Raw genomic sequence first — 24,886 nt, 5'->3', positions numbered from 1 at the left:
CCATCCAGGGAGAACCGATGAACCTTCCGAAGATAGTTTCCCGATCGGAGTGGCTGGAGGCCCGCAGGGCGCTCCTGGAGAAGGAGAAGGAGGTCACCGCCGCCCGCGACATGATCGCCGCGGAGCGCCGGAAGCTGCCGATGGTGAAGGCGGAGAAGGAGTACCTCTTCGAGGGACCGAACGGCACGGTGACGCTGCTCGACCTGTTCGAGGGACGCCGCCAGCTCATCGTCCGGCACTTCATGTTCGGCCCGGACGACGACGAGGGCTGCATCGGTTGCTCCATGCAGACGGACAGCGTCGGCGAGCTCGCACACATGTGGGCCAGGGACACCAGCTTCGCCCTGGTCTCCCGGGCGCCGCTGGCGAAGCTGGAACCCTTCAAGGCCCGGATGGGCTGGAACTACCCCTGGTACTCGTCGTTCGGCAGCGACTTCAACTACGACTACGAGGCCGCCACAGAGATGGGCGAGTCGCCCGGGGTGAGCGCGTTCATCCGTGACGGCGACGACGTCTACCACACCTACTCGGTCTTCGACCGGGGCGGGGACATCTTCAAGAACTTCTACAACTACCTGGACATCACCGCTCTGGGCCGGCAGGAGGACGAGCTCGAACACCCCTGGGACTGGTGGCGCTACAAGGACAGCTACGACAGCACGGACGCGGCCGTGCCCGGCGACAACTGGTGGAACGGGACACGCTTCAAGTCGTAGCGCGTCGATTCCCGCCCTCCGGGCGACACCCGGGAGGGCCCCTGACTCCGGCTCCGGGACCCGCTGCCTCCCCGCGACAGGTCCCGGGGCCGGAATTGTCGACCGTCCGCGACCGGACACGCCCCTTACCAGGAGGACATCATGAGCGACCTGTCCGGCAAGACCACCATCGTCGTCGGCGCGAGCCGCGGCCTCGGCCACGGGATCGCCACGGCCTTCGCCGAGGCCGGCTCCCGAGTGGTCGCCGTCTCGCGCACCGCGGCGCCGTTCGCCGAGCCGGCCGGCGGCGCCGGCAGCACCGTTCCCGAACTCGCCGACGCCGGCGACCCCACAGTGGCCGGCAGCCTCCTCGACCGCTACCGGCCCGAGGTGGTCGTCCTGGCGGCCGGGGCGAGCCCGCACATGCGTCCGCTGCAACACCAGACCTGGGAGACCTTCTCGGTCAACTGGCAGACGGATGTCAGGATCACCTTCCACTGGCTGCGCGAGGTCCTGCTCACTCCGCTGCGCCCCGGCAGCAGGGTGATCGTGGTCAGCAGCGGTGCCGCGATGGCGGGTTCGCCGCTCTCCGGGGGCTACGCGGGCGCCAAGGCCACCCAGCGCTTCCTCACCGGATACGCCCAGGACGAGGCGCAGCGCGCCGGACTGGACATCACCTTCTCCGCGGTGCTTCCCCGGATCACCCCGGTGACCGAGCTGGGCAGGTCGGCGGCCCGTGCGTACGCGGCTCGCGACGGCCGGTCGGAGGAGGAGTACGTGAAGCAGATGGGGCCGCTGCTCACCCCGGAGATCGCCGGCTCGGCAATGGTCGAGCTGGCCCGGACGCAGGCGAGTGCGGTGGCGCCCGGCTACCTCCTGACCGGGGCCGGCCTGAAGAAGCTGCCCTGACTCGCTTCCGCGCCACGGGTACGGGGCAGGGCCGCTGGTCGGCCCTGCCCCGTACGTCGTCGCGACTGCCGGATACGGCTTGGCGGGCCGAGAGAACAGACCCGTCGAGCACGCGTACGCCGGACCCGACGTCGCCCTCCACCCGGGAACGCGAGAGGGCACGTAGGAAGAGGCCGGGGGAATTTCCGTCTTCGATGATGACTGAGCAGCACCGAGCCCGTGGGCCGGTCCTTCGCATACCTGTTTCGGCCACGACGACGAGGAGTGGGAACAGTGACGACGAACAGCAGCGGTACGAGCACACCGGACACCGGCGGAGAAGCCTCCGGCGTCCCGACCGACGCCGAACTCGCGAGCTCCCTGGACGGCGGCTTCAGCAGCGAATACGCCACCGTGAACGGTCTCCGCCTCCATTACGTCAGCGGCGGGGAGGGCGCTCCGCTGGTCCTGCTGCCCGGCTGGCCGGAGACCTGGTGGGAATTCCACAAGGTGATGCCCGCCCTCGCCGCGGCCGGCCGCAGGGTCATCGCGCTCGACCTCCCGGGCATGGGCGGCTCGGACAAGCCCGCCACCGGGTACGACAAGAAGACGATGGCCTCGGTCGTCCATGGATTCGTCCGTGCCCTCGGCTACGACCAGGTGGACATCGCGGGCCACGACGTCGGCGCACAGGTTGCCTTCAGCTTCGCGGTCAACCACCCGGAGGCCACCCGCAGGGTCGCCCTGCTCGATGTGCTCCACCCGGACGCGTCGATGTACCAGATCCCCGTGCTGCCGGCCCCGGGGCTGCCCTTCTTCCCGTGGTGGTTCGCCTTCAACCAGGTCGTCGGCCTGCCGGAACAACTGCTGGCCGGACGCGCCCACTTCCTCATCGACTGGGTCTTCGACAACTTCCTGCTGGACCCGGACGCGGTGACCCCGGCGGACCGGGCCGTCTACACCCGGGCCTACGACACGGCGGACGGTATCCGCGGCGGCAACGGCTGGTACCAGACCTTCGGCCAGGACATCGCCGACCTCGGAACCTACGGGCAGGTGACCGCGCCCATGCTCGGCCTGGTCTCCAACCTCGCCGACGGCATGTTCGCCAAGCAGATGGAGGCGACGCTGCCCACCCAGGGGAGCGACGTGCGGGTCGTGCTGGTGCCGGACGCGGGCCACTACTTCGTCGAGGAGGCGCCCGAGGCCGTCATCGACGCGTTCAACACGTTCTTCGTCTGAGCCCTGATCCCACAAGCACGTCGAGGAGAAGTCATGTCGACATTCGTCATCCCGACCCGGGAAGAGCTGGTGCGGCAGGTGTCCGCGATCGCGCCCGTGCTGCGGGCCAACACCGCGTGGTCGACGGAGAACCGCCGACTGCACCCTGACTCGGTGGAGGCCCTGCGCGACGCGGGTGTCTTCCGGATGCGTATCCCGCTGCGCTACGGCGGGTACGAGAGCGACGCGCAGACCATGGTGGCGGTGGCCGAGGAGATAGCCAAGGCCGACGGGTCCGCCGCATGGGTGGTGGCCAGCTCCTGGGTCGCCGGCTGGGGCGTGGGCCTGTACCCGGACGAGGTCCAGGACGAGGTGTTCGCGGAGTCCGGCACAGGGCTCTGTGCCACCATCGGGCCCGGGACCGCGACGGCCGTCCCCGTTCCCGGCGGCGTCCTCGTCAACGGCTCGTGGCCGTTCATCAGCGGCGCCCTCAGCAGCACCTGGCAGCAGGTCGCGGCGATATTCCTGGACCCTGAGGGGCAGCCGTACCCGGTGATGGGCCCGGTCCCGGTCTCGGAGCTTGAGATCGTCGACGACTGGCACACCGGCGGCCTGCGCGGAACCGGGAGCGTCACCACGATCGCGAAGGACCTGTTCATCCCGCAGGAACGCATCCTGCCGGCGCCCATGGTGCTCGGTGGCCAGTCGGTCTCCAAGCTGAACGCCGACTCGCCGATGTACCGGGCTCCGCTGATCGTGGTGGGCGCGGCGTCCACGGTCGGGGTCGCCGTCGGCATGGGCAAGGCGGTGCGGGACCTCTTCTTCGAGCGGCTCCCCGGTCGCAAGATCACCTACACCGAGTACCCGAGCCAGAGCGAGGCCCCGGTGACCCATCTGCGGGTCGCCGAAGCGGCGATGAAGCTCGACGAGGCGGAGTTCCACGCGACCCGGCTGGCCGCGCTGCTGGACGCCAAGTGCGCCTCGGCCGAGCCCTGGGAGATGGCGGAACGCGGCCGCAGCCGGGCGGACGAGGGCTCGGCCGTGCGGCTGACCCGGGAGGCGGTGGAGATCCTCGCCTCGTCCAGCGGCGGCTCCGCGGCCTATACCAAGGTGCCGGTGCAGCGGATAGCCAACGACCTCCAGACGTTCGGTCTGCACGCGATGATGAATCCGGATGTCAACGCCGAGACCTACGGCCGCATCCTCTGCGGCCTGGAGCCCAACACTTACTACATCTGACCGGTGCCGAGCCGTCCCCGGTACGAGAGAGTCCACCGAAAAACCTGAGGAGTCGTCATGTCCACCCTGGGAATCATCGGCAGCGGAGTCATGGGCACAGTGCTCGCCCGGCTCGCCGTCGGGAACGGCATTCCGGTCGTGATGTCCAACTCCCGCGGCCCCGAGAGCCTCGCCGGCCTCGTCGCGGACCTGGGCCCGCTGGCCACGGCCGGGACCGTGGAACAAGCCAGCCGAGCCGGCGAGTTCGTCGTGATGGCCGTGCCGGTCACCGACTACCGGCGCGTCCCGGCGGCGCCGCTGCGGGGGCGGACCCTGCTGGACACCAGCAACTACTACCCGATCCGCGACGGCCGCATCGAGGAGCTGGACTCGGAGAAGCTGACCACCAGCGAGCTGATCCAGCAGCACTTCGACGGGGTCCACCTGGTCAAGGCGTTCAGCGGCATCCTGGCCCACCACATCGCCCAGCTCGCCCGTCCCTCCGGCCATCCGGAGCGCAGCGCCGTGGCCATCGCCGGCAACGACGCCTCCGCGAAGGCCGGCGCGTCGGCGCTGATCCACACGATCGGCTTCGACACCGTCGACGCGGGCTCGCTGGCGGACAGCTGGCGCTTCGAGCCGGAGACCTCCGCGTACACCTGGCTCTACATGGCCGACAAGAACACCGCCTTCGAGGACCGGACCGAAGCCCTCGGAGCCCCCCTGTCGGCCGCCGCGCTGCGAACGGCACTGGAGAACGCGGAGAGAGTCCGGGTGGCGGAGCGCACCTTCTGACCTCTGCCCGACGCCCGGATGAGACAGGGAAGCCCGTCGGCGACGGCGGGCTTCCCCGCGCAGCACAACCGACGGACCGAGAGCCTGGGGACACCACGATGAGCGAGATCGACCAGCAGCGAACCCATACCGGCGGCTGCCTGTGCGGAAAGATCCGGTACAGCGCGGCCAGCCGGCCGTTCTACCCCCATGTGTGCAGCTGCGCGCATTGCAGGAAGCTCTCAGGCGGCCCGATGATGGCCTTCGTGGGCTTCCCTCTGTCCGGCTTCGCCTGGGACGGTCCGGGGGGCGAGCCCACCTGGTACGCGACCTCGCCGGGCGCCGGGCGCGGGTTCTGCGGCGACTGCGGCTCCCGGGTGTGCGCGCTCGACGAGGGCTCGGACGCCGTCTTCGTGACCATCATGAGCCTGGACGACGACGGTGGATTCGTTCCGCGGAACCAGCATTTCCGCGACGACGCCGTGTCCTGGCTCCCGCAGGTACCGGAGCCCACGGCCGCCGTGTGACCGCGGCTGGCCTCCTTGCGGGCGGCACGATGAGAAGAGCGGGCGCCCCCGACGCCCAAGGGACGCACAAGGGGGCAGCCCCTCTGCCGGTCCGTCTCGGACGGGAGGAGGGGCTGCGGGAACACTCGGCCTCGGGCGTCCTACTTCCACTGGATGATCTGGAGGTAATTCCCGTCGGGGTCGGCGAACGTGCCGAACTTGCCCGGCTCACGGTCGTCGATCGAGATCCACTCGGCGCCGGCCGCGCTCAGCTGGGCCTCCACCGCGTCGAAGTCGTCGACGTGGAAGTTGACGATGGAGCGACCCGGCTGGCCGTTCTTCGCGTCGATGTCGTCGCGCTCGCAGACGACCAGATGGAAGCCGCCCAAGTCGATCGGGCCGTCGCCGGTGAACCCCGGAGCCAGCGCCTTGATGTACCAGGCCCGCAGTTCCTCGGGACGGGTCGAGCCGACCAGCATGCTTCCGGGCTTCAGTGTCGCCATGTCGCATCTCCTTGATGTGTGATCCGAGGTCGCGACGGCGGCTGCCGCCACGCCACGTCTCTCGGTGCTCTGTGCTCTGTGAAGTCGTCCGCCTCGGCGGCGCACCCGACGGCCACCGCCCGATGGCACCGGCCGGCCGCGAGGACCTCCACCGTAGGCGCCGTCCGGTCGGGAAGCCGCGGGTTGCCTCACCGCGCGCCCCGACCGGTTGCCGAGGACAAGCCGACCTGCCCGGCAGCTGGTCCGCCGAATTCCGCAACCAAAGTGTTGCATGTTACTTACCTCATACGCAACCCGACTCTTGCGCAATCCGCCGCCACCTCCGAAAGCGCGACACCGCGCGCGCCCTGCTCCCATGCACCACCGCACCCCTGCGGCAGTACCGCGCCCCTCCGCGCGAACGCAACCTTACGATTGCGCCTGACGATCCGATGTGCAACAGTCGGGTTGCTGGCAAGAGCACCAATGAAGGAGTTCCTCATGAGCGAACGGCTGATCGAACGCGAAACCCTGATCGCGGCCCCCGTGGACCGGGTGTGGTCGCTGGTGACCGAGCCGGGCTTCTGGGTCGCCGACCCGGCCAGCGCGTCCGGCACCGTGGCCGTCGAGGGCGAATCGACGGTGGCCAAGAACCCCGAGTACGGCAGCTTCCCCGTGCGGGTGGAGAAGGTGCGGCCGCAGACCTACGTCGCGTACCGCTGGGCCAGCGCGTTCCCCGGTGAGGAACTGAGCGAGACCAACAGCACCTTGGTGGAGTTCACGCTGACCGCCGAGGGTGACAAGACGCGGCTGCGCGTCGTCGAGAGCGGGTTCGCGACGCTGGCCGGGTCCGAGGATGTGCGGGCCAAGGCGCACAGCGACAACGCCGACGGCTGGCTACAGGTTCTCGACGCGGTCAAGACGCGCGTCGAGGCGTCGTCCGTGTGACGGACGAACGCCAGGGCTCCGTCGAGGTGGTGGACAGCGTGCTGGTCGCGCTGGCCGACAACACGCGACGCGAGCTGTTGCAACTGCTCGCCGCACAGGGCGAGGCCACGGCGACGACGCTTGCCGAGAGTCTGCCGATATCACGACAGGCGGTGGCCAAACACCTCACCGTCCTGGACGCCGCCGGGCTGGTCTCCGGCAGCCGGGTCGGACGCGAGGTGCGGTACGCGGTGAAGCCGGCGACCCTCGACGCGACGGCGCGGTGGATGACCATGCTCGCCGCCGACTGGGATCGGCGTCTGGCGAAGATCAAGCACATCGCCGAGGCAGCGGAACGGCGAGACGCCCCTTAGACACTGTCGTCCTGTTCCCGTCCGTCGCACCCCCGGCGAACGACGGGAACGGGGCGGCAGTCCCCAGCACTCCCCCAGCTCCAGGTCACCCCGCAGGGGCACCGGACTGACTGCCAGTCAGGCGTCGGCCGGGCGCTCGGTGACGAGTGCCGCCGGGCGGCACGGTCGGCCGACGCGGTGACCGTTCACGAAATCGGACTCTCGATCGAGGGAACCATCTCATGACGACCGACGCAGGCAAGAGCGAAGTGAGCTCAGTTCCACGTTTCACCAGCAGGGAACGGATGATTTTGTTCCTCCTGCTCGGGTCCGGATTCATGCTGTCCGTTGACTTCTCGATCCTCAACGTCGCGCTGCCCGAGGTCGGCGCGGGCGTCGGGCTGGGGTTGTCCGGGCTGCCCTGGGTCACCTCCGCCTACGCCCTCCCCGCGGCCGGCTTCGCCCTCCTCTTCGGACGGATGGGCGACCTGTTCGGCCGCCGCCGACTCTTCATCACCGGCATGGCGCTGCTCGGCGCGGCCTCACTGCTCGGCGGATTCGCCCAGAACGCCGAAGTGTTGCTGACCGCCCGCGCACTGCAGGGCTTCGCCACCGCGATGGCGATCCCCGCGTCGCTGTCCCTGCTCACCAGCACCTTCGCGGAAGGCTCGCAGCGGGACCGGGTCCTGGGCCTCAACGGTGCGCTGCTCTCCGGCGGCTTCACGGTCGGCGCGCTGGTCGGCGGAGTCCTGGTCAGCCTGCTCAGTTGGCGAGCCGCGTTCTTCATCAACGTACCGGTGGCGGCGGTCATCCTGGCGTTCACCCCCTCGCTGATCAGGGAGAGCAGCGTCCCCGACCGGGTGAAGCTGGACGTGCCCGGGGCGGTGACCGCGGCCGGCGGTCTGCTGGCCGTCATCTACGCGGTCATCGAGACGAACATATACCCGGGCATCATCGGCGCGGCTCTGCTGGTCGCGTTCTGGGTGATCGAGCTCCGTTCACCCGCGCCGCTCGCCCCGGTGCGCATCCTCAAGCGGCCCACGGTGAAGTGGGGCAACTACGCGGGGCTCGTGGTGTTCTCCATGGAGACCGCCATGATCTTCCTGATGACGCTCTACCTCCAGAACGTCCTGCACTACTCCCCACTGACCACCGGCCTGGTCTTCGGCGTCCCGGGCCTGGCGGCCGTGGCCGCCGGGGTCATCGCCGGGCGCTCCATCGGACGCCACGGCAGCCGGAAGGTGCTGGCCGTGGGCATGTCCGTGCAGGGCCTGGCGATCGTTCCCCTCATCTTCCTCGGTATCGACCGGGTGGCGCTCGTGATCCTGGTCCCCGCGTTGTTCATCGGGTTCTTCGGGCACGTGACCTCCATCGTGGCCTACACGGTGACCGGCACCTCGGGCCTGCCCAACGAGGAGCAGGGCCTGGCCACCGGCATGACCGCGATGACCCAGCAGGTGGCCGTCACGATCGGCATCCCGATCCTGAGCGCGGTCGCCGCCACCCAGGCGGTGGAACTGGACGGCATCCACCTCGCGCTGATCGTGGACGTGGCGGTGACCATGGCGAGCATGGTCCTGGTCTGGTTCGGGCTGCGTGCCCGCGGCGCGGACGCTCCGGCGGCGAGCGTGCCGCTGCGAGGGGACGCCGACCAGGCGTTGGCCCGTCCTCTGGACTGACACCCGGCCGGGGAAACCGCGGGGTAGCACTCGGCCGAGTGCTACCCCGCGGTCTTCCGGGCCGGATTCCGCCGAGTCCGTGCCGGTGGCGTGGGCGAGCGCCGGGTGGCCTTCCTCGGCGGGTCTTCGTGGTCACGCGCGCCGCTCACCTCTCCCCCGGCACCCACTGCGCGTGGAAGCCGTGCGGCACCCGGACCGGCAGCGGGACCACGGCGACCGGCGGCCCGGTGAAATCGGCGGTGTCCAGGACCACCAGTTCGCTGCGGTCGGCGGCGGGGTCGTACACCAGGGTCAGCAGCCAGCCGTCGGCCTCCGCGGCCCGCGCCTCGCGCGGCAGGAAGACGGGTTCGCCGGTCAGCCGTCCACCGGCGAAGGCATGCCGGTCCGAGCGGCCGGTGGCGTGGTCGTGCCGCAGTAGTGCCGGGCCGCAGAGCGCGGCGCCCTGGCCCGCGTCGAGTTCGACGGTGAAGGCGTACCGGTACCGCAGCCCCGTGTATCGCTCGTCGATCAGGGGGAACTCCTGGACCCGGTCGTCCAGTTGTCGCTCCGCTACGGCGTTCTCACGCGGATCGAGGGTCCAGCGCCACAGGGATGGCGCCGACTCGCTGGCGTGCAGCCGGTCACGATCGAAGGCCCGCTCGTGGCGGATCACGTCCACAATGATCCGGCCGTCGCCCTCTTCGAAGGCGTTGACCGGGTGGAAGACGAAGCAGGGTGCGACGTCGAGCCAGAGTGCGCCCGCGTCCGTGCCGCCGCGCGGCACGATCCCGATCCGGGCACCGTGGTCGTGCTGCCAGGAGTAGGGCACGGGCGAGCCGGTCCGCGCCTCGGCGGGGTCGTGGGTCACCGGCAGGTCGAAGAGGACGGCGTGGCGTTCGGTGAGGGCGAAGGAGTGCATCCAGGGACGGCCCTTGACCACGATCGGCAGTGTTTCGCGGACCCGGCCCGCGACGTCGAGGGTGAGCAGGACCGCCTCGTCCCGCGCATGATCGGTCGCGACCGCGAGCAGTTCTCCGGTGACCGGGTCGGTGAGGGGGTGCGCGCAGAAGCCGCCGGGGAGGGTGCCGTCGAAGTCGGTGCGGGCGCGGGTGGCGAGGCCGGAATCGAGGACGAGCGGCAGGGCGGTGGCGGCGGCCACGGCCAGGGTACGGCCGGCGTGCCGGATCAGATTCGCGTTGACGTTGTCGTCCGGCCCGTTGCGGGGCCCGGGAGTGGGCAGCTCGTTGAGCGCGCCGCTGATCGCGTCGGTCCGCAGCCAGCGGTTGCGGTACGACAGCGCGCGGCCGCCGCCCAGCCGGATCGCGTGCACCATGCCGTCGCCCGCCAGGGCGTGGTCGACGGCGGGGTCGTGGGGGCCCCGGGCATTGGGCCCGATCCGCAGGAAGGTTCCGTCGAGCTGCGGCGGCAGCGTGCCGCGCACCGTCAGTTCCGTGTGTTCGGCCTCGGCCGGCACCGGCTGATAGCCACGCCCGAGAAGGTGCACCGTGCTGTGCGGGAGTGTGCCGCGGACAGGGTCAGTGGTGCGAGGCATGGCCGCCTCCTCCGTCGAGTATCATCGTTACGTAACACCGTCACGGAATAGCGTCACAGCCGCCCGCCATACTGTCAAGGGTGAGCCCACGCCGAGTTGACCCGAACCTGCGTCCCCAACTCATCGACGCCGCGGCGAAGCTGCTCGGCGAGGAGGGGCCGGCCGCACTGTCCACCCGCAAACTGGCAGCCATGGTGGGCACCTCCACCACGGTCGTCTACACGCACTTCGGTGGTATGGACGACCTGGTGCGGGCGATGGTCCACGAAGGGTTCAGGCTGCTCGGCGACCGGATGAGAGCCGTCGAGGAGAGCGACGACCCGGTCGCCGACGTGCTCGCCCTCGGCTGGGCGTACCGGGACAACGCCCGGGAGCACTGGCACCTGTACAACGTGATGTTCGGCGGGTCGAGCCTGAGCGGCTTCTCGCTCACCGACGCCGACCGGCAGCACGGCCGCTACACCCTGGACATCCTCGTCGGAGCGGTCAAGCGCTGCGCCGCGACCGGCCGCTTCCGCCCCTTCGACCCCGAACTGCTCGCCCATCAGCTCTGGATCGCCCTGCACGGACTCGTCACCCTTGACCTCGGCGGCTACCTGGTCGAGCCCAACACCGCGGACGTCTGCTTCGAGGCACAGGTGGGCGGAATGATCCTGGGCGCGGGGGACGACCCTCAGCGCGCCCAGGAATCCCTGGCCAGGGCGACACAACGGCGGCTCCGGACCCAGTAGGGCCCGGAGCCGCCGTTGGTGGTTCCGCCGGGGCGGGGAGAAATTGCTACGCGTTCCAGGGAGCTGTCGGGAACCACAGGTAATCGAGCCTGCCCAGCATCCGGATGTCCCAGTAAACGACCGTGAATGCGCCGGCCACCAGGAACGCGGACGCCGTCAGCGTCGCCACCCGGCCCGGCTTGGTGGCCAGCCAGCGCTGGACGGGCCGGCTGAGGATGTAGGACAGGAGCAGGAAGAGCACCGCCATCACCACGAAGTTGCCGATGGACTGGAGCGAGAAGGCGACTGCCCCGTAGAGCGGGTTGTGTTCCTCGGCCGCCTGCCGGAACAGGTTGCGGAACAGCGGGTAGGGGCGGCCGATCAGGAAGGCGCCGACCATGGCGCCGATCAGCACCAGCGGGGCGTTCGGATACCGGCGCGAGACAGCCGCCAGCGGGTCGGGGATCAGACCGGCCGCGGCCAGCCCGAGTGCCAGCATGAACAGGCCGAGCACCCCGTACACGATCATGGCCTGGGCGATCCGGGGTGAGATGCCGTGCGTCTGCGCCGTCGAGAACTGCGGCATGTGGGTGCCGACGAGACCGACCAGCACCCCGTAGGCGGCCGAGACCGGCAGCATGCCGGCCGCCATCCAGCCCAGCGGCCGCAGCGCGTGTGCCAGCCGCTGACGGCGGGTCAGGCTGATCTGTCCGACCAGCGGGCCCACCGCTCCGAACACGGCCACGTTGCAGGCCGTGAAGGAGCCCGCCAGCCCGGACACCAGGGCGAAGAGCACCCCGGAGGCGATGCCGGACAGCGGCGTGTCCTCGGCGTCGTGACCAAGCAGTTGGCTGGCGGTGCGGAAGCCGATCTCGTCGTCCGCCAGCTTCGAGGACCACGCGTAGGCGATCAGCAGGCCGCCGAGCACGCTGAGCACGAGGAGCAGGACCCGGCGGCGCGGGAACAGGCCGTTGACGAAAAGCGAGGTGGCGTGCGGCGGTGCCGTCGAGGTGGGAGCAAGGGTGGTATCGGTCACGCGAGGTCTCCTCTGTCGCAGGGCGGTGCCGGAATCGGTGCACGAGGTCCGCGATCTCGGCCGCTCCGGTTCGGGGTGGCCCCACGCGAGACCTCGCACACGGGGACGTGCGGGCAGTGCGACTGAGTGTCGGGAGCCGGCCCGTTCACTGCCTACTCCTGAATTGCCCGGTACCGGCACGGCAGAAGTAGTGGCGCGGTCCGAGGGGCCGGAGCATGAAACCGGAGAGCTGCGGCCATCCGGGCTCGCGGCGGGCTGGAGGGCAACGATGAGCGCGAGCTGGCGCACGGTCAGACGCCGTCTGATGACACCGAGCCACAACGAGACCAAGCTGTCGACCCGGGGCTTCCACGAGAAGAGCCCCGAGGCACGGGAGACGCTGGAGACGGTCGGGGCGACCTTCCTCGACGGCTACGCGTACGCCGTCGAGGCACGCGACCAGGACGAGGCGCACCAGCGGCTTGAGCGGATCCCGGTGCGGTTCCGCGGCTTCGCCTACGAGGGCGCGGCCATGGGACTGGCCATGCTGGACGGCCTCCCGATACCCGGCAACGGCCGGATATCGGCCTTTCTGGCGGGCCATGGTGCCCCGCACGAGTACATGGTGCACGTCGGCGTCGGCTGGGCGATGGCCCGGCTGCCCCGCTTCCGGTGGGCGTCCATCGCGCCCGCCGACCCTCTGCTGCGCTGGCTGTCCCTGGACGGATACGGCTTCCACCAGGCCTACTTCCGTACCCAGCGCTATGTGCGCGAGCAGTACCGGGACCCGTCCTTCCGGTGGCCCGGCGACGAGACCCGGCGGTACGCGGGGCACGCCGTCGACCAGGGCATCGGACGGGCGCTGTGGTTCATCGGGGGCACCGACCCGGCCGTAGTGGCGGACCTGGTGGACGGCTTCACGGCGGACCGGCGTGCCGACCTCTACAGCGGGGTCGGACTGGCCGCCTGCTACGCCGGCGGTGCCGACGAGGCCGAGCTGCTGTACCTGCTCGAACGGGCAGGCAGCTACCGGCCGCAACTCGCCCAGGGCGCGGCCTTCGCCTCGACGACCCGCGTGGAGTCCGGACTGCTGACACCGCACACCGAGATGGCCGCGCGGCTGCTCTGCGGCATGACCCCGCAGCAGGTTACCGAGGTCTGCTCGCGGGCCCGGCCCACCCCCGTCGTCGACGACCGGCTGACAGCCTACGAGGTGTGGCGCCGGGAGATCGCCGAGCGGATCTCCAGCGAAGCGCCCGAGGCGCGGGCATGACGGGCATGGACTCGGTACCGGCCCCGGTCCTGCCGAGCGGCGACCGGCCGCGGCGGCCTCCGGGGCCGTCGCGGGCCAGCACCCCGGTGCTCCTGGCCCGGATGGCCTCCGACCGGCTGGCAGTGATGACCGAGGCGGCGGCCACCTACGGCGACGCGGTACGGCTGCCGCTCGGCCCCAAGACCCTGTACTTCTTCAACCACCCCGACCACATCCGCCGGGTGCTGACCGACAACAGCGCCAACTACCACAAGGGCATCGGCCTGGTGCACGCCCGGCGCGCGCTCGGCAACGGCCTGCTGACCAGTGAGGGCCCGCTGTGGCGAGCCCAGCGCAAGGTGATCCAGCCGGCGTTCCAGCCGCGCCGCATCGCCCGGCAGATCGGGGCCATCGGCGAGGAGGCGCTGCTGCTGGCGGACCGGCTGAGGCTGTCGGCGGGCGCGGGAGCGGTGGACATCCGGCAGGAGATGACCGGGCTCACCCTCGGGGTGCTCGGCCGCTCGCTGCTGGACGCGGACCTGGGCGCGTACGAAGCCATCGGCGAGGCCTTCGAAATCGTCCAGGACCAGGCCGTCTTCGAAATGATGAGCCTGAGTTCGGTGCCCACGTGGGTCCCGCTGCCCCTGCAACTGAGGTTCCGCAAGGCGCGGGCCGAACTGAACCGGATCGTGGCCGCCCTCGCCCAGGAGCGGGAACGGCACCCGGCTTCCGACGGCACCCGCGACGACGTGCTCTCGCGCCTCATCGACGCGACGGCTGACGAGCGGGATCCGGCAGTCCGGCAGAACCGGATGCGCGACGAGCTCATCACCCTGCTGCTCGCCGGGCACGACACCACTGCCAGCACCCTCAACTGGACGCTGTACCTGCTGGACCGGCACCCGGAAGCGGGCGACCGGGTACGCGCCGAGGTCGACGAGGTGCTGGGCGACCGGCTGCCCACCATCGAGGACTTCCACCGGCTCACGTACACGTCGATGGTGCTCCAGGAGGTGATGCGGCTGTACCCGGCGGTGTGGCTGCTGCCGCGCAGGGCGCTGGCGGCGGACCGGATCGGGGACTACCGGGTGCCGGCCGGCGCCGATGTGGTGCTGTGCCCCTACACACTGCACCGGCACCCGGACTTCTGGGAGGACCCGGACCGGTTCGACCCGGAACGGTTCGCCACGGGCCGCGCCGCGGGCCGGCACCGGTACAGCTACGTACCGTTCGGTGCGGGACCGCGGGTCTGTGTCGGCAGCAGCCTGGGGATGATGGAGGCCACGGTGGTGCTCGCCGTCCTGCTGCGCCGGCTGCGTCTCTCGGTCCCCCCGGGCCACAGGGTACGGGCCGAGCCGATGCTGACCCTGCGGGTCAAGGGCGGCCTGCCGATGACCGTGGAACCGCGGAACTGAGAGTGCGCCGCCGCCGGCGGCGAGGACGGACCGGTCACGCGAACGGCCGCCCCGGGCAGCAGCTGCCCGGGGCGGCCGTTCGCGTTCCGGCGTCCACCCGGGACTGCCGGGGGCGACGCGGGAAGCCCGGCCGGGGCAGCCGGCCGGGCTTCCTGTGGGAACCGGGGTCAGGCGGCGACGCGGCGGAAGGCCCCGCCCAGGAAGAGCAGCGGGTCCTCTCCCGAGGCGTTGCCCGCGCACAGGACCGAGCCCACGAAGATGGTGTGGTCCCCTCCGTCGTGGACGGCGCTGAGCCGGCACTCCAGCCATGCCTGGACGTGGTCCAGCACGGGGGCTCCGGTGTGCCGGCCGGGTGCGTGGTCGATGCCGGCGAACTCCGCCGCGCCGCGCGGGCGTGAGTGGTCGGCGAAGTGCCGGGCCACCCATTCCTGGTCCCGGCTGAGCACCGAGACCGCGAACGCCTGCTCGTCCAGAACGAGCTGGTGGATGGCTGCCGACTTCACGACGCACACCAGCACCTGGGCCGGTTCGAGGGAGACGGAGGTGAAGGAGTTGGCGGTCATGCCGCGCGGCGTGTCACGTCCCGCGGTCAGCACGGTCACCCCGGTGGCGAAACGTCCCAGCACCCCGCGCAGTGCGCGACGGTCGTGGATGTCCGCCTCGGGCGCCTCCGCGGGAAGCGGTGGCAGGTCGAGCGGACCGGGCAGCGGAACGGAGGCGGAGGGGAGGATGGGCATGTGGATCACCTCGCAGTAGCGGTGAGCGTCCGGGAGGACGCCGTACCGGAGACGCTGTAGGGCACCAGGGCGAGCCGCAGCGGCTCGGGGACCCTGGTCGGACGGGTGTCGGTGTTGGGGCCGCGCATGCAGGCGATCCGCTGCTGCCCCCGGGCGACCAGGGTCTCGCTTCCGTCCGGCCCGAGCCGCACGTAGTCGAAGGTGAAGGCGATCTGGGTCTGAGTGAGGTCCACGAGCCGCATCCGGATGGACAGTTCGTCGAAGGCGGTGATCTCGGCGAAGAACTCGCAGTCCACCTTCAGGGTGAACAGCTTGAGGTCGGCCCGGATGTCGGCGAGCACGTCGGGTGCCCGGTCGCGCAGGAACATCTCCCGGCAGCGGCCCTGCCAGCGGAGGTAGTTGACGTAGTAGACGTTGCCGACGAGGTTGGTCTCCTCAAAGCCGACCAGGTGGCGGTACTCGTAGTAGTCCGGTTGCGTCATCGGGTCCCCTCGGTCAGCACGGTGAACGACACCGGATCGGCGACGCCCTCCAGGGCGGTCGCGAATGACGTGATGCGGTGTGCGCCGCCGCGGAAGGCCACCCAGCCGGCCGGCAGTCCCGCGTCGCCGTCCAGGCTCAGCGCGGCCACCGCGTGGCCCGCCTTGCGCAGTGTCTCCACCGCGCCCCACACCCGTGTGGCGGCCAGGCTCAGTGCCTCGCCCCGCCCCTCGGCGAGCAGCCGTGCCAGTGCCAGGCCGTCGGCGCCGAGCAGCGCCGCCCACTCGTCGGCCGACCGTTCGGCGGCCACCTCGACGTCGCAGGTGACGGCCTGGTCGGCGACCACGGCGAAGGTGACGCCCGCCGCGTGCGAGGAGGACATCCGTCGGCCTTCGGCCAGTTCGGGCCTTCCGTCGGGCCGGTGGCGCACCTCGGTGGTCCGCCCCAGCGCCCAGCTCACCGCCTGGGCGGTGCGCTGCCTGCGCTCGTCCACCGAGGACCCGTCCACCGGGCCTCCGGGGAGCACGACGCACCGCAGCGGGTGGCCGAGCGCCGCTTCGGCACGCCGTTCCAGGAAGGGGCCGAGCAGCGCCGGCAGCCAGGGGCCGGCACCGTCCTGCTTGCGCACCGCCCGCAGCAGCAGGCCCTCCCAACGCTCGACCAGTCGGCCCTCCTCGTCGCGGACGTCCAGGTCGTAGAGGTAGCTGTCGCCGTCCCGGGACCGCTCGCGGGCGTCGAGGAACAGCAGCCGGCCGGTCTGTCGCGCCGGCCGGGCCGCGAGATGCAGCCGTGCCACGCTCACCGGCAGCAGCGTGGCGTCGGGCACGCACGCCTGGATGGAGTGCATGAGCGCGTCGCGGGTACCGGGATCGGCCAGTACCAGTTCGCCCGGATGGTAGGCGGCGAACCAGTCGGCCCTGGGAGTGTCGTCGATCTCGGCCAGGCAGTGCTTGGCGGCCAGGTCCCGGTAGCCGAGCAGCCGCTGGAAGCGGTCGCCCTGGAAGAGCACCGGCCCGTACAGCTCACCGGGTGCCAGCGGCACGCGCGGCACCTGCTCTGTGACCGGCGCCGGATCACCGGCCGGCTCCCGCCCGCCGAAGCGCAGGACGGCGCGGAAGTGGTCGGCCTGGAAGCCGGTCTCACTGCTGCGCACCACCACCTCGACCGTGCCGGGTCCGGTGACCAGGGCGGCCACCCGCAGGGTCGTCGTGCCGCTCACCGGGACCACGATGGGCCGCAGGAACCGCATGTCCTCCAGCACCGGGGTGTGCTGGAGGCCGGTGAGCGCGGTGGCCACCTGGGTCATGGCCTCCATGCCGAGGACGGCGGGGAAGAGCAGGTCGCCGTCCAGCAGGTGGTCGGCCAGGTAGAGGTCGCTGCCGGCGCCGAGTTCGGCGTCCGCGACCAGTTCGATGCCGGGGTAGTGCACCTGGACGCGTTCCAGGAACCGCAGCAGCGGGGTTTCGCGCTGCTCCAGGGTGAGCGTCGGCAGGCCGCCGGCCCGGCCCATCACCACCAGGGCCGGCGGGGTACCGGTGTCGGCCAGCAGCCGGCCGAGCAGTTCCACGCCCTGGTCGGCGGGGATCGGCTCGATGCCCTCGCGGACCAGGGCCTCCAGGACGCCCAGCCGCTCCCCCATGCCGGCACCGGACCAGACCGACCACTCCAGCGCCAGGCAGCGGCAGTCGGGGTAGTCCTGCTGGAACCGGACGGTCAGCTCGGTGAGCCAGTCATTGGCGGTGGCGTAGTCCGCCTCGCCGCGCAGTCCCGCCCGGCCGATGATGCTGCCGAATGTCACGAAGAGCCGCAGCGCGGCCGGGTCGATCGCGGCCAGCACCGCTTCCACACCGTCGATCTTGGTGGCCAGCGTGCGGCGGAACGAGTCCTCGTCCAGGTTGGCGAGCGCCTGCGGCTGGTTGCGGCCCGCGCCGTGCAGCAGGCCGGTGACCGGGCCGAGCGCCATGGTGATCTCGCCCACCGCGGCCTTGACCTGGTCGACGTCGGTGACGTCGGCCCGCGCGTAGTGCACCCGGACACCGGCCGCCTCCATGCGGCGCAGGTTGTCCGCGAGCTCGGCGTCTTCGGCCGGGTCGGAGCGGCCCATCAGCCCGATCGCCGCACCGCTCGGCCCGGCCAGCGAGATGGCGCACTCGGCGGTGATGCCCTTGCCGCCGCCGGTGATGAGCAGGACGTCGCCGTCGTCCAACGCCTGGTGGGTGGAGTCCGTCGTGAGCTCCACCGCCCGCAGCACCGGCTCCCGCCGTACGCCCTCGCGGTCGTAGTGCACCTCCCTGAACCCGGTGGTGGCCAGCACGTCCGCGGCGATCCGGGGGCTGATCCGTTCGGCGGCTTCGGCCGTCATGTCCCCGGGCAACGGCAGGGTGACGACGGTGACCGGGATGTCCGGTGCCTCCAGATGCAGCGTCTTGGCCAGGCCCGCCGCTCCCCTGCGGTCGCCGACGGCGACCAGCCGGGTGCCGGCGGCACGCCGGTCCGGGTCGAGTGCGGCTCGGGCGGCGGCAAGCATCAGGCCGATGTGCTCCTGACCGCAGTCGCGGGGAAGAGCGAGCAGCACGCCCCCGCCGGGCCCGGCCGTGCGCAGCCGCTCGGCCAGCGGGCCGGCCAGCGGGTGCCGGTCGGAGGCGAAGACCTGCCAGTCGCCACCGGGCCCGGCAGCAGGACCGCCGGACAGCTCGGCCGGCGTCAGATCGACCACGAACGGGCGCACCCAGCTCGCGACGCCCGGGGCGGCGGAGGGCTGGTGGTCCTCGGGCGACTGCTCCGACAGCTCGTCAAGGAGTTCGGCGAGTTGCCCCAGCGTGGAGGTGGCGAAGGCGGTGGTGACCATGGGTGCGGAGATGCCCAGCTCCTGGGCGGCCTGGTTCATGATCTGGCCGACGGTGATGGAGCTGAGGTGCAGTTCGTCGAGCGGGTTGGCCGCCGGATCGACCGTTTCGACCGGGAGTTCGGCTCGCTCGGCGGCAAGCCGGAGCAGCACTCCCAGGCTGGAGGCGTCCTCCTTGTCGGCTGCCGTGGTGCCCGCGGTGGCCGCGGGAGCGGTGAGCTCGGGCAGCGCGGCCGGTACGGACTGCTCCAGCACGAAGTCCTCGTCGTTGGACTCGCAGGGGCTGGCGAAGAACAGGAACTCCTTGTCCAGCGGCAGCGGCCTGGTGAAGCGCCCGGCGAAGAGCTGACCGTGCCGGACCGGTGCGCCCATCGTCCAGGCGGCGGCGACCGTGCCGAGCAGCCCGGTCAGTGACAGGGCGTCCGCCTCGGTGGCGACCGCGGGCACGTCCGGCAGGATCTCGGCGGCCAGCGACTTGAGCACGTGGCCCGGTCCGACCTCGATCAGCAGGTCGACCTCGCCGTCCATCTCCTGGAGCGCCTCGGTGAACCGGACCGGTTGCAGTACCTGGCGGGTGAGCAGGTCCACCACGTCGGTGTCGGCGGGCAGCAGTCCGCCGGTGACGGTGGAGATCAGGCCCTCCCCGATCCGGCCGAACCGCTCGGTCCTCAGGTGCTCGGCGAGTCCGGCCGCGGCCGGAGCGACGGCCGGTGAGTGGAAGGCGTGTGAGACGTTGATCCTCGCCGCGCCGACGCCCTGTCCGGCCGCCAGCGCGCAGACTCGTTCGACCGCCGCGACCGGGCCGGACACCACGGTCTGGCGCGGGCTGTTGTAGCCGGCGATCACCACCGGCTCGCCGGCGGTCAGGGTCTCGGCGAGTTCGGGGGTCGTCGCGAGCGCCGCCATGGTGCCCTCGCCGTCGCCGGCCGCGGCCATGATCCGGCCGCGGACGCCGGCCGCGCTCAGCACGGTCGGCTCGTCCATGGCGCCCGACCAGTGCAGGGCGGTCAGTTCCCCGAGGCTGTGTCCGGTGGCCCGGACCGCCTCGATGCCGAGGATGTCCAGTACTCGCAGGCCCGCGACCGAGGCGGCCACGATCCGGGGCTGAGCGACCTCGGTGGCGACCAGGTCGCCGTCGGTGGGCAGCGAGAGCCGGTCGTACAGCTCGTCCACGGCGGCGAACCGGCGACGCAGCGCGCCTCCGTCGCCCCGCTTTCCGGCGCCCTGCCCCGGGAAGAGGAAGGCGATCCGGGGGGCCGACCCGGCGCTGCCGAGGAAGACGCCCTTCTGGGTGTCCAGCAGCGTACGGACTCCGGCGGCCAGTTGTCCGGCCAGCTCGGTGAGCCGCTCGGTGGCCTGCTCGGGCGAGGCGACGAGCACCGCGGCGCGCAAGGGCCGGCCGTCCAGCTCGCCCTGCAACGTGGCCGCCAGGTCGCCGAGTTCGGCGTACGAGAGCTGGGCGCAGAACTCCGCAAGGCGCGTCGCCTTCTGCCGCAGCTCCTCCGGGTCGGTGCCGTCCAGCAGGAACAGCTCGACGTCCTGCCGGGAGGCGACCAGTCTGCGGGTGACGCTCGGCACGGCGCTGCGCCGCAAGCCGTCGGCGTGCTCGACGACGACGTGGGCGTTGATGCCGCCGAAGCCCATGGAGGAGACCCCGGCCCGGATGGGCATGCCCTCGGGCCACAGCTCGGCGCGGTCCGGCACCCGCAGTGCGGGCGTGGGGCCGAGGAGTTCGGGATGCGGGTCGAAGTGGCTGGTGGCGGGCGGGATCACCTGGTGGCGGACCGCGAGGATCGCCTTGAGGAGCCCGGCGACGCCGGCCGCGGCCTTGGTGTGGCCGAAGTTGCCCTTGACGGTGCTCAGGGCGGCCGGGGCGAGTGCGCCGGCGGCGCGACGTGCCTCGGAGAAGGCGCGCAGCTCGGTGGCGTCACCCACGGCCGTTCCGGTGCCGTGGCCCTCCAGGAGGCCGATGGTCTCCATGCCGAAGCCGGCCGCGCGGTAGGCGCGTCGTATGGCGAGGCGGTGGCCGCTGGCCTCGGGCCGGGTGATGCCGCCCTTCCCGTCGGAGGAGTAGCCCCAGCCGGCGATGGTGGCGTAGCGGAACCGGCCCTGCGCGCGGGCGTCCTCGTCCCGCATCAGGACCAGCATGCCGCAGCCCTCGCCGGGCCAGAAGCCGTTGGCGCCCTTGTCGTAGACCCGCATCTCGCCGGTGGCGAGCGCGCCGGTCTTGGCGAAACCGATCACCTCGAAGGGGTCGATGCTCAGGTCCACACCGCCGGCCACCGCCACGTCCATCGTGCCGCGGGCCAGCGCGTCGCACGCGGTGGAGACCGAGAGCAGGGAGGACGAGCACGCGCCGTCGACGGTGAAACCGCCGCCCTTGAAGTCGAAGTGGTTACAGATGCGGCCGGCGATGGTGTTGGCCAGGCCGCCTGCGAGGGTGTCCTCGCCGATGGGCGGGAAGGCGCTCTTGTAGCGCTGTTCGAGGCCGTCGAGGAAGGCGGTGAGCGCCTCGTTCTCCCAGCCCTGCTCGCGCAGCGCGGCGCCGACGGTGCGGCGGACATACGGCCAGCGCAGCCGCATCAGATTGGCCCGGCTGAACTCCCCGGTGAGGGTGTTGCCGATGATGACGCCGGTGTTGACGTCCGCCAGCCCCTCGCCGAACGGGAATCCCGCGTCCTCCAGGGCACGGGCTGCGGTGTCCAGGGCGAGCCAGTGGGTCATGTCGGTGGAGCGGAAGGTGCTGCCCGCCACCCGGTAGCGGACCCGGTCGAACTCGAAGCCCTCGATCACCGCGGCCTTGGCGCTGTAGAAGCGGTCGGGCGCGGTGGGGTCGGGTGAGTAGTAGTCCGCGGCACGCATCCGCTGGTCGGGCAGTTTCCGGAAGGCACGGCGGCCCGCCAGTACGTTCTGCCAGAGCTGTTCGGGGTTCTCCGCGTCGGGGTAGCGGCAGGCGATCCCGACCACCGCGATCCGGCCGGACAGTTCCCGCTCGTCGTTCTCGGCCGTGGTGACGGGCCGCGGTTCGCGCACGCTCATGCTGCCACCGCCTCGTTGTCGGCCAGGCGCCGCGGCTCGGCGGGCCGCGCCACCGTTCCGCTCGCCTCGTCCGGTTCCCGGCGTCGTCGCAGACCGTGGGCGACCCACCAGCCGACACCGCGGACTGCACACACGATCGTGGTGGCGAAGAAGAGTGTGTACACGACGTTGAAGAGCATCAGCAGCCCGTAGACCATGGCGACCGAGGAGCCGAACATGAACTGGTTGCGGCCCTTGGACGGGGTGGTGCCGGGGTCGGTGATCATGTAGTTGGTGAAGAGCACGAAGGCGACGCCGCTCATCGGCCCGAGCGCGGACCAGATCGCCACGTCCCACAGGAAGTGGCGCAGCACCGCCTGGATGACGAAGCCGCCGAGCCAGCCGACGATCAGTGGTACTCGCTTGGTCAGCATGGCGTTGATGACCGTGCCCGCAGTGGCGATGACCAGTGGAATGCCGACACGGAAGAACGTGTTCGCGTTCTCGGTGAACTCGTACGGCGGGGCGATGCTGATCCAGGAGCCGAACATGAGCAGTGTGACGGTGATACCGAAGTTGGACGGGTTCATGTAGTGCCGCATGCGCCCGTTGATCGGTGCCTGGAGGACATGCTTGCCGGCCACGCCGATGAAGACACCGAGCAGGATGGGCAGCAGCAGGTCGTTGCCGTAGAGCAGCATGTTCACCGCGAGCGCGGTGATGTGGGCGGGCAGCAGGAACTCGTACACCCTGCGGAACCCCCCGCCCAGGAAGCGGGCCCGGCGGTTGTGGGCCCAGGCGCTGATCACCTCGAGCACCATCTCGACGGCGTAGGCGAACGGCGCGCAGATGATAGGCCACAGCCAGGGCTGCTCGAAGCCGAGCAGCGTGTAGCCCAGGATGTTGAACACGCTCATGGAGATGGCGAAGTTGCGCAGTGCCAGGTAGCGGGGGTCCCGGTTGGGTTTCTTCTTCTCGGCGTGGGGCCGGGCGTCGTGCGGAGCCGCCTCGACAGTCTGGGAACGGGTCTCGGTCATCGGCTCGTCACCTCCTGGATGTCGTCGGTCAGCATGAGGGTGTGGCTGCCCGCGGAGAGCTGCCGGGTCTTGGTGTGCAGGCCGCCGTCGCTGTCGCGCCACGTGAAGTGCGCTTTCACCGGGCCCGTATAGGTGTCGAGGCCGAAGCGCACGTCGAAGCTGCGGAAGCCCCCGTGTCCGCCGCCTCCGTCGAGCTGGGCGATCTGCCGCCCTTGCGGGGTGGTGATGCTCACCGTGGTGCCGTACGCGGGCGAGCCGGGTGCGGCCAGGCCCTCTCCGGCGGTGCCGTCCGGCGCGGGCCGGTACAGCCGCAGTGTCAGGTCCTTGCCCAGCTTCGGGGCCTGGTTGGCGTAGAACGCGGGCGGGCCCCACTGGCGGGCTATCGCGAAGTCCAGCGCGCCCCTGCCGGTGGTGTCGGCGGTGGCGATCCCGCGGGTCGGGATCGGGACGTCGAGGCCGAGCTGCTCGCTCACGTTCGCGTACTTGCCGCTGCTGGTCCGGGCGTAGAACGCCATCACCTCGTCGCCGGCCAGGTCGTCACCGGGGCCGACGTGCGGCCACATCGCGGGGTTGGAGAGCAGGTTGTCGTTGGTCATGGCCATTTCCTGGAGCCACGGCCAGCGGTCGATGTCGCCCTTGACGAAGCCGTCGGCCTGCAGGATGTTCTGCTGGCCGTTGTTGAGGAAGTCGCCCATCTTCGCGTCCCAGCCCCAGCCGGTCCAGGCGACGCCGTTCTTCTGCGCCTCCTGCTTGAAGGGGGCGACGCCCTTGCGCAGTTCGGTCTTCGCGGCGGCCGGGCTGTCGGCCTGGTTGACCCAGAGGAAGTTGCTCTCCTCCAGGCCCCAGGCGACGGTGATGTTGCTGACCATCATGTCGAAGCTGCCGTTGCCGTCGACGTCACCGAAGTCGACCCCCATGCCCTTGAAGGAGCCGTTGCCGAGCACGAACGACTTCGGGGTCGTCGGGGTGCGCTCGCCCTTGGCCTCCGTGAAGCGGATCTTGCCGGGGGTGGATCGGTTGTGCAGCAGGTGCCCGTGGCCGAAGTCGTTGGCGATGTAGACGTCGGGCAGCCCGGAGCCGGTCAGGTCGGCGCCGGAGATGGCCAGCGTCCAGCCGGTGGAGCTGGCGTACGGGATGGCGTCCTTCTCCTCGACGAAGGAGACGTCCGGGTCGGTGCCGGCCGAGGCGTTGTACCAGCGCAGCACGTGGTCACCGCCGGCGTTCTTCGCGCTGGAGAGCGAGTCGTTCATCTCGACGTTGTCGAGGCCGTGCGGGTCGAGCACGTCGGAGTCGGGGAAGTAGTTCCCGACGATCATCGACGGGTGGCCGCTGCCGTCGAGGTCCGCGACGTAGACGGCGTCGGTGTTCCACCGCGGCCCGTGGTACTTGCCGTCGAGACTCTGCGAGGCGACGACCTCACGCGGGACGTACGCGGACGCGGACGGGGTCTTGGCGTCGGACTTCGCCAGGAACAGCACCGGAGTGCGTCCCCAGTAGGTGACCAGGAAGTCGTTGCGGCCGTCGCCGTTGAAGTCGCCGGGGGTGCAGCCGGTGGGCGCCATGGCCTCGTCCATCGGCAGCGGCTTGCCGTCCAGCACGAAGGGCGTGAACCGGTCGGCGGTACGAGCGGTCGGCGTGTAGGTGACCACGACCGAGTCGGTACGGGTGTCGACGATGCACATACCGTTGGCGAGTCCGTGGCCGGTGACATCGTTGACCGCGATGCTGGCGCCGACCGAGGAGATCCAGGCACGAATCTTCTCGTAGGCCGGGTTCACCTCACGGATCGTCTTCTTCGGCTGCGCGTCGTATCCGGGCGGCATCGCGATCGGCATCTCCTTGAACTTGTACGCGGCAGCAGCCTGATCACCGCCCGCGACGGATACCGAGGTACGGACGACGAAGAACAGCGAGGTCGCCACCAATATCGTGACCACCCCTGGGATGAGCCTGCGGAATCGCTGTCGGTACGACATCCCATTTCCCTCCCGTGAACGAGAAATAAAAAGCTGACCGAGGACACTGCGAATGTAATCCTGGAATTACTGCCGCAGCACCTGGCACTTGAGGATCTATCAGCCCGGCAAGGACTGCTTCTCTGAC

At 70.8% G+C, this 24,886-nt stretch carries 20 protein-coding genes; 12 read left to right on the top strand and 8 right to left on the bottom strand.

Annotated elements, in window-relative coordinates; all coding sequences use genetic code 11:
• The first annotated feature begins 17 nt into the window (after window positions 1-17).
• The 6 genes from G3I42_RS05825 to G3I42_RS05800 all read left to right on the top strand — a co-directional run bounded on the left by G3I42_RS05825 (window position 18) and on the right by G3I42_RS05800 (window position 5,323).
• Window positions 18-716 carry a DUF899 domain-containing protein gene (locus tag G3I42_RS05825; protein ID WP_164282997.1) on the top strand — a complete coding sequence of 233 codons (699 nt, stop codon included), beginning with the start codon at window positions 18-20 and terminating at the stop codon, window positions 714-716.
• Between the two features lie 141 nt (window positions 717-857).
• Entirely contained in the window at window positions 858-1,604 is a 747-nt protein-coding gene (locus G3I42_RS05820) for an SDR family oxidoreductase (protein WP_164282995.1), read from the top strand.
• Between the two features lie 273 nt (window positions 1,605-1,877).
• Window positions 1,878-2,825: an alpha/beta hydrolase gene (locus G3I42_RS05815; RefSeq protein ID WP_164282993.1), complete on the top strand. Its 948-nt coding sequence runs from the start codon at window positions 1,878-1,880 to the stop codon at window positions 2,823-2,825.
• A gap of 33 nt (window positions 2,826-2,858) precedes the next feature.
• Window positions 2,859-4,043 carry an acyl-CoA dehydrogenase family protein gene (locus G3I42_RS05810; protein WP_164282991.1) on the top strand — a complete coding sequence of 395 codons (1,185 nt, stop codon included), beginning with the start codon at window positions 2,859-2,861 and terminating at the stop codon, window positions 4,041-4,043.
• Between the two features lie 57 nt (window positions 4,044-4,100).
• Window positions 4,101-4,817 (top strand): NAD(P)-binding domain-containing protein, encoded by a 717-nt coding sequence (locus tag G3I42_RS05805; protein WP_164282989.1) that lies wholly within the window; start codon window positions 4,101-4,103, stop codon window positions 4,815-4,817.
• A gap of 98 nt (window positions 4,818-4,915) precedes the next feature.
• A complete protein-coding gene (locus G3I42_RS05800; RefSeq protein WP_164282987.1) occupies window positions 4,916-5,323 on the top strand; it encodes a GFA family protein in 408 nt (135 codons plus the stop codon).
• 140 nt (window positions 5,324-5,463) lie between these two features.
• Here the strand turns inward: G3I42_RS05800 and G3I42_RS05795 are convergent, their stop codons facing one another.
• Complete coding sequence (locus G3I42_RS05795) at window positions 5,464-5,805, bottom strand: VOC family protein (protein ID WP_164282985.1); 342 nt, start codon at window positions 5,803-5,805, stop codon at window positions 5,464-5,466.
• 480 nt (window positions 5,806-6,285) lie between these two features.
• Between G3I42_RS05795 and G3I42_RS05790 the strand changes: the two genes are divergently transcribed.
• The 3 genes from G3I42_RS05790 (at window position 6,286) to G3I42_RS05780 (ending at window position 8,743) form a co-directional block, all read left to right on the top strand.
• Window positions 6,286-6,732 carry an SRPBCC domain-containing protein gene (locus G3I42_RS05790; protein ID WP_164282983.1) on the top strand — a complete coding sequence of 149 codons (447 nt, stop codon included), beginning with the start codon at window positions 6,286-6,288 and terminating at the stop codon, window positions 6,730-6,732.
• Entirely contained in the window at window positions 6,729-7,085 is a 357-nt protein-coding gene (locus G3I42_RS05785; RefSeq protein WP_164282981.1) for a metalloregulator ArsR/SmtB family transcription factor, read from the top strand. The genes G3I42_RS05790 and G3I42_RS05785 overlap by 4 nt, the downstream gene beginning before the upstream one ends.
• A gap of 221 nt (window positions 7,086-7,306) precedes the next feature.
• On the top strand, window positions 7,307-8,743 hold the full coding sequence (locus G3I42_RS05780) for an MFS transporter (RefSeq protein ID WP_239096284.1): 1,437 nt from the start codon (window positions 7,307-7,309) through the stop codon (window positions 8,741-8,743).
• A gap of 145 nt (window positions 8,744-8,888) precedes the next feature.
• Here G3I42_RS05780 and G3I42_RS05775 read toward each other — a convergent pair whose 3' ends face one another.
• Window positions 8,889-10,274 carry a carotenoid oxygenase family protein gene (locus G3I42_RS05775; RefSeq protein ID WP_164282979.1) on the bottom strand — a complete coding sequence of 462 codons (1,386 nt, stop codon included), beginning with the start codon at window positions 10,272-10,274 and terminating at the stop codon, window positions 8,889-8,891.
• An 80-nt stretch (window positions 10,275-10,354) separates the two neighbouring features.
• Here G3I42_RS05775 and G3I42_RS05770 point away from each other — a divergent pair, with 80 nt between their 5' ends.
• The gene (locus G3I42_RS05770) at window positions 10,355-11,005 is read left to right on the top strand and encodes a TetR/AcrR family transcriptional regulator (protein WP_164282977.1); all 651 of its coding nucleotides are present in this window, start codon (window positions 10,355-10,357) and stop codon (window positions 11,003-11,005) included.
• Window positions 11,006-11,051: 46 nt separating this feature from the next.
• Here G3I42_RS05770 and G3I42_RS05765 read toward each other — a convergent pair whose 3' ends face one another.
• Window positions 11,052-12,020 (bottom strand): hypothetical protein, encoded by a 969-nt coding sequence (locus G3I42_RS05765; protein ID WP_164282975.1) that lies wholly within the window; start codon window positions 12,018-12,020, stop codon window positions 11,052-11,054.
• 268 nt (window positions 12,021-12,288) lie between these two features.
• Between G3I42_RS05765 and G3I42_RS05760 the strand changes: the two genes are divergently transcribed.
• The gene (locus tag G3I42_RS05760) at window positions 12,289-13,272 is read left to right on the top strand and encodes a DUF1702 family protein (protein ID WP_164282973.1); all 984 of its coding nucleotides are present in this window, start codon (window positions 12,289-12,291) and stop codon (window positions 13,270-13,272) included.
• Complete coding sequence (locus G3I42_RS05755; protein WP_164282970.1) at window positions 13,269-14,666, top strand: cytochrome P450; 1,398 nt, start codon at window positions 13,269-13,271, stop codon at window positions 14,664-14,666. Before G3I42_RS05760 ends, G3I42_RS05755 begins: the two co-directional genes overlap by 4 nt.
• A 167-nt stretch (window positions 14,667-14,833) precedes the next feature.
• Here G3I42_RS05755 and G3I42_RS05750 read toward each other — a convergent pair whose 3' ends face one another.
• Genes G3I42_RS05750 through G3I42_RS05730 form a run of 5 tightly spaced genes read right to left on the bottom strand, consistent with a single transcriptional unit; the run spans window position 14,834 to window position 24,759 of the window.
• Window positions 14,834-15,412 carry a flavin reductase family protein gene (locus G3I42_RS05750; protein ID WP_343244465.1) on the bottom strand — a complete coding sequence of 193 codons (579 nt, stop codon included), beginning with the start codon at window positions 15,410-15,412 and terminating at the stop codon, window positions 14,834-14,836.
• Window positions 15,409-15,885: an acyl-CoA thioesterase gene (locus G3I42_RS05745; RefSeq protein WP_164282968.1), complete on the bottom strand. Its 477-nt coding sequence runs from the start codon at window positions 15,883-15,885 to the stop codon at window positions 15,409-15,411. Before G3I42_RS05745 ends, G3I42_RS05750 begins: the two co-directional genes overlap by 4 nt.
• A complete protein-coding gene (locus G3I42_RS05740; RefSeq protein ID WP_239096281.1) occupies window positions 15,882-21,767 on the bottom strand; it encodes a type I polyketide synthase in 5,886 nt (1,961 codons plus the stop codon). The genes G3I42_RS05745 and G3I42_RS05740 overlap by 4 nt, the downstream gene beginning before the upstream one ends.
• Window positions 21,764-22,783, bottom strand: a complete 1,020-nt coding sequence (locus G3I42_RS05735; RefSeq protein WP_164282966.1) for an enediyne biosynthesis protein — start codon at window positions 22,781-22,783, stop codon at window positions 21,764-21,766. The genes G3I42_RS05740 and G3I42_RS05735 overlap by 4 nt, the downstream gene beginning before the upstream one ends.
• Complete coding sequence (locus tag G3I42_RS05730; RefSeq protein ID WP_164282964.1) at window positions 22,780-24,759, bottom strand: VCBS repeat-containing protein; 1,980 nt, start codon at window positions 24,757-24,759, stop codon at window positions 22,780-22,782. The genes G3I42_RS05735 and G3I42_RS05730 overlap by 4 nt, the downstream gene beginning before the upstream one ends.
• Between the last annotated feature and the right edge of the window lie 127 nt (window positions 24,760-24,886).

The organism is Streptomyces sp. SID11385 (assembly GCF_010548245.1).
Taxonomy (GTDB): domain Bacteria; phylum Actinomycetota; class Actinomycetes; order Streptomycetales; family Streptomycetaceae; genus Streptomyces.
The sequence above is the reverse complement of the archived record's forward strand: the minus strand, read 5'-3'. Positions and strand labels throughout refer to the sequence as shown.

Coding starts and splice junctions, on each gene's coding strand:
- G3I42_RS05825 (WP_164282997.1), top strand. CDS start 18: ATGAACCTTCCGAAGATAGTTTCCCGATCGGAGTGGCTGGAGGCCCGC.
- G3I42_RS05820 (WP_164282995.1), top strand. CDS start 858: ATGAGCGACCTGTCCGGCAAGACCACCATCGTCGTCGGCGCGAGCCGC.
- G3I42_RS05810 (WP_164282991.1), top strand. CDS start 2,859: ATGTCGACATTCGTCATCCCGACCCGGGAAGAGCTGGTGCGGCAGGTG.
- G3I42_RS05805 (WP_164282989.1), top strand. CDS start 4,101: ATGTCCACCCTGGGAATCATCGGCAGCGGAGTCATGGGCACAGTGCTC.
- G3I42_RS05800 (WP_164282987.1), top strand. CDS start 4,916: ATGAGCGAGATCGACCAGCAGCGAACCCATACCGGCGGCTGCCTGTGC.
- G3I42_RS05795 (WP_164282985.1), bottom strand. CDS start 5,805: ATGGCGACACTGAAGCCCGGAAGCATGCTGGTCGGCTCGACCCGTCCC.
- G3I42_RS05790 (WP_164282983.1), top strand. CDS start 6,286: ATGAGCGAACGGCTGATCGAACGCGAAACCCTGATCGCGGCCCCCGTG.
- G3I42_RS05780 (WP_239096284.1), top strand. CDS start 7,307: ATGACGACCGACGCAGGCAAGAGCGAAGTGAGCTCAGTTCCACGTTTC.
- G3I42_RS05775 (WP_164282979.1), bottom strand. CDS start 10,274: ATGCCTCGCACCACTGACCCTGTCCGCGGCACACTCCCGCACAGCACG.
- G3I42_RS05760 (WP_164282973.1), top strand. CDS start 12,289: ATGAGCGCGAGCTGGCGCACGGTCAGACGCCGTCTGATGACACCGAGC.
- G3I42_RS05755 (WP_164282970.1), top strand. CDS start 13,269: ATGACGGGCATGGACTCGGTACCGGCCCCGGTCCTGCCGAGCGGCGAC.
- G3I42_RS05745 (WP_164282968.1), bottom strand. CDS start 15,885: ATGACGCAACCGGACTACTACGAGTACCGCCACCTGGTCGGCTTTGAG.
- G3I42_RS05740 (WP_239096281.1), bottom strand. CDS start 21,767: ATGAGCGTGCGCGAACCGCGGCCCGTCACCACGGCCGAGAACGACGAG.
- G3I42_RS05735 (WP_164282966.1), bottom strand. CDS start 22,783: ATGACCGAGACCCGTTCCCAGACTGTCGAGGCGGCTCCGCACGACGCC.
- G3I42_RS05730 (WP_164282964.1), bottom strand. CDS start 24,759: ATGTCGTACCGACAGCGATTCCGCAGGCTCATCCCAGGGGTGGTCACG.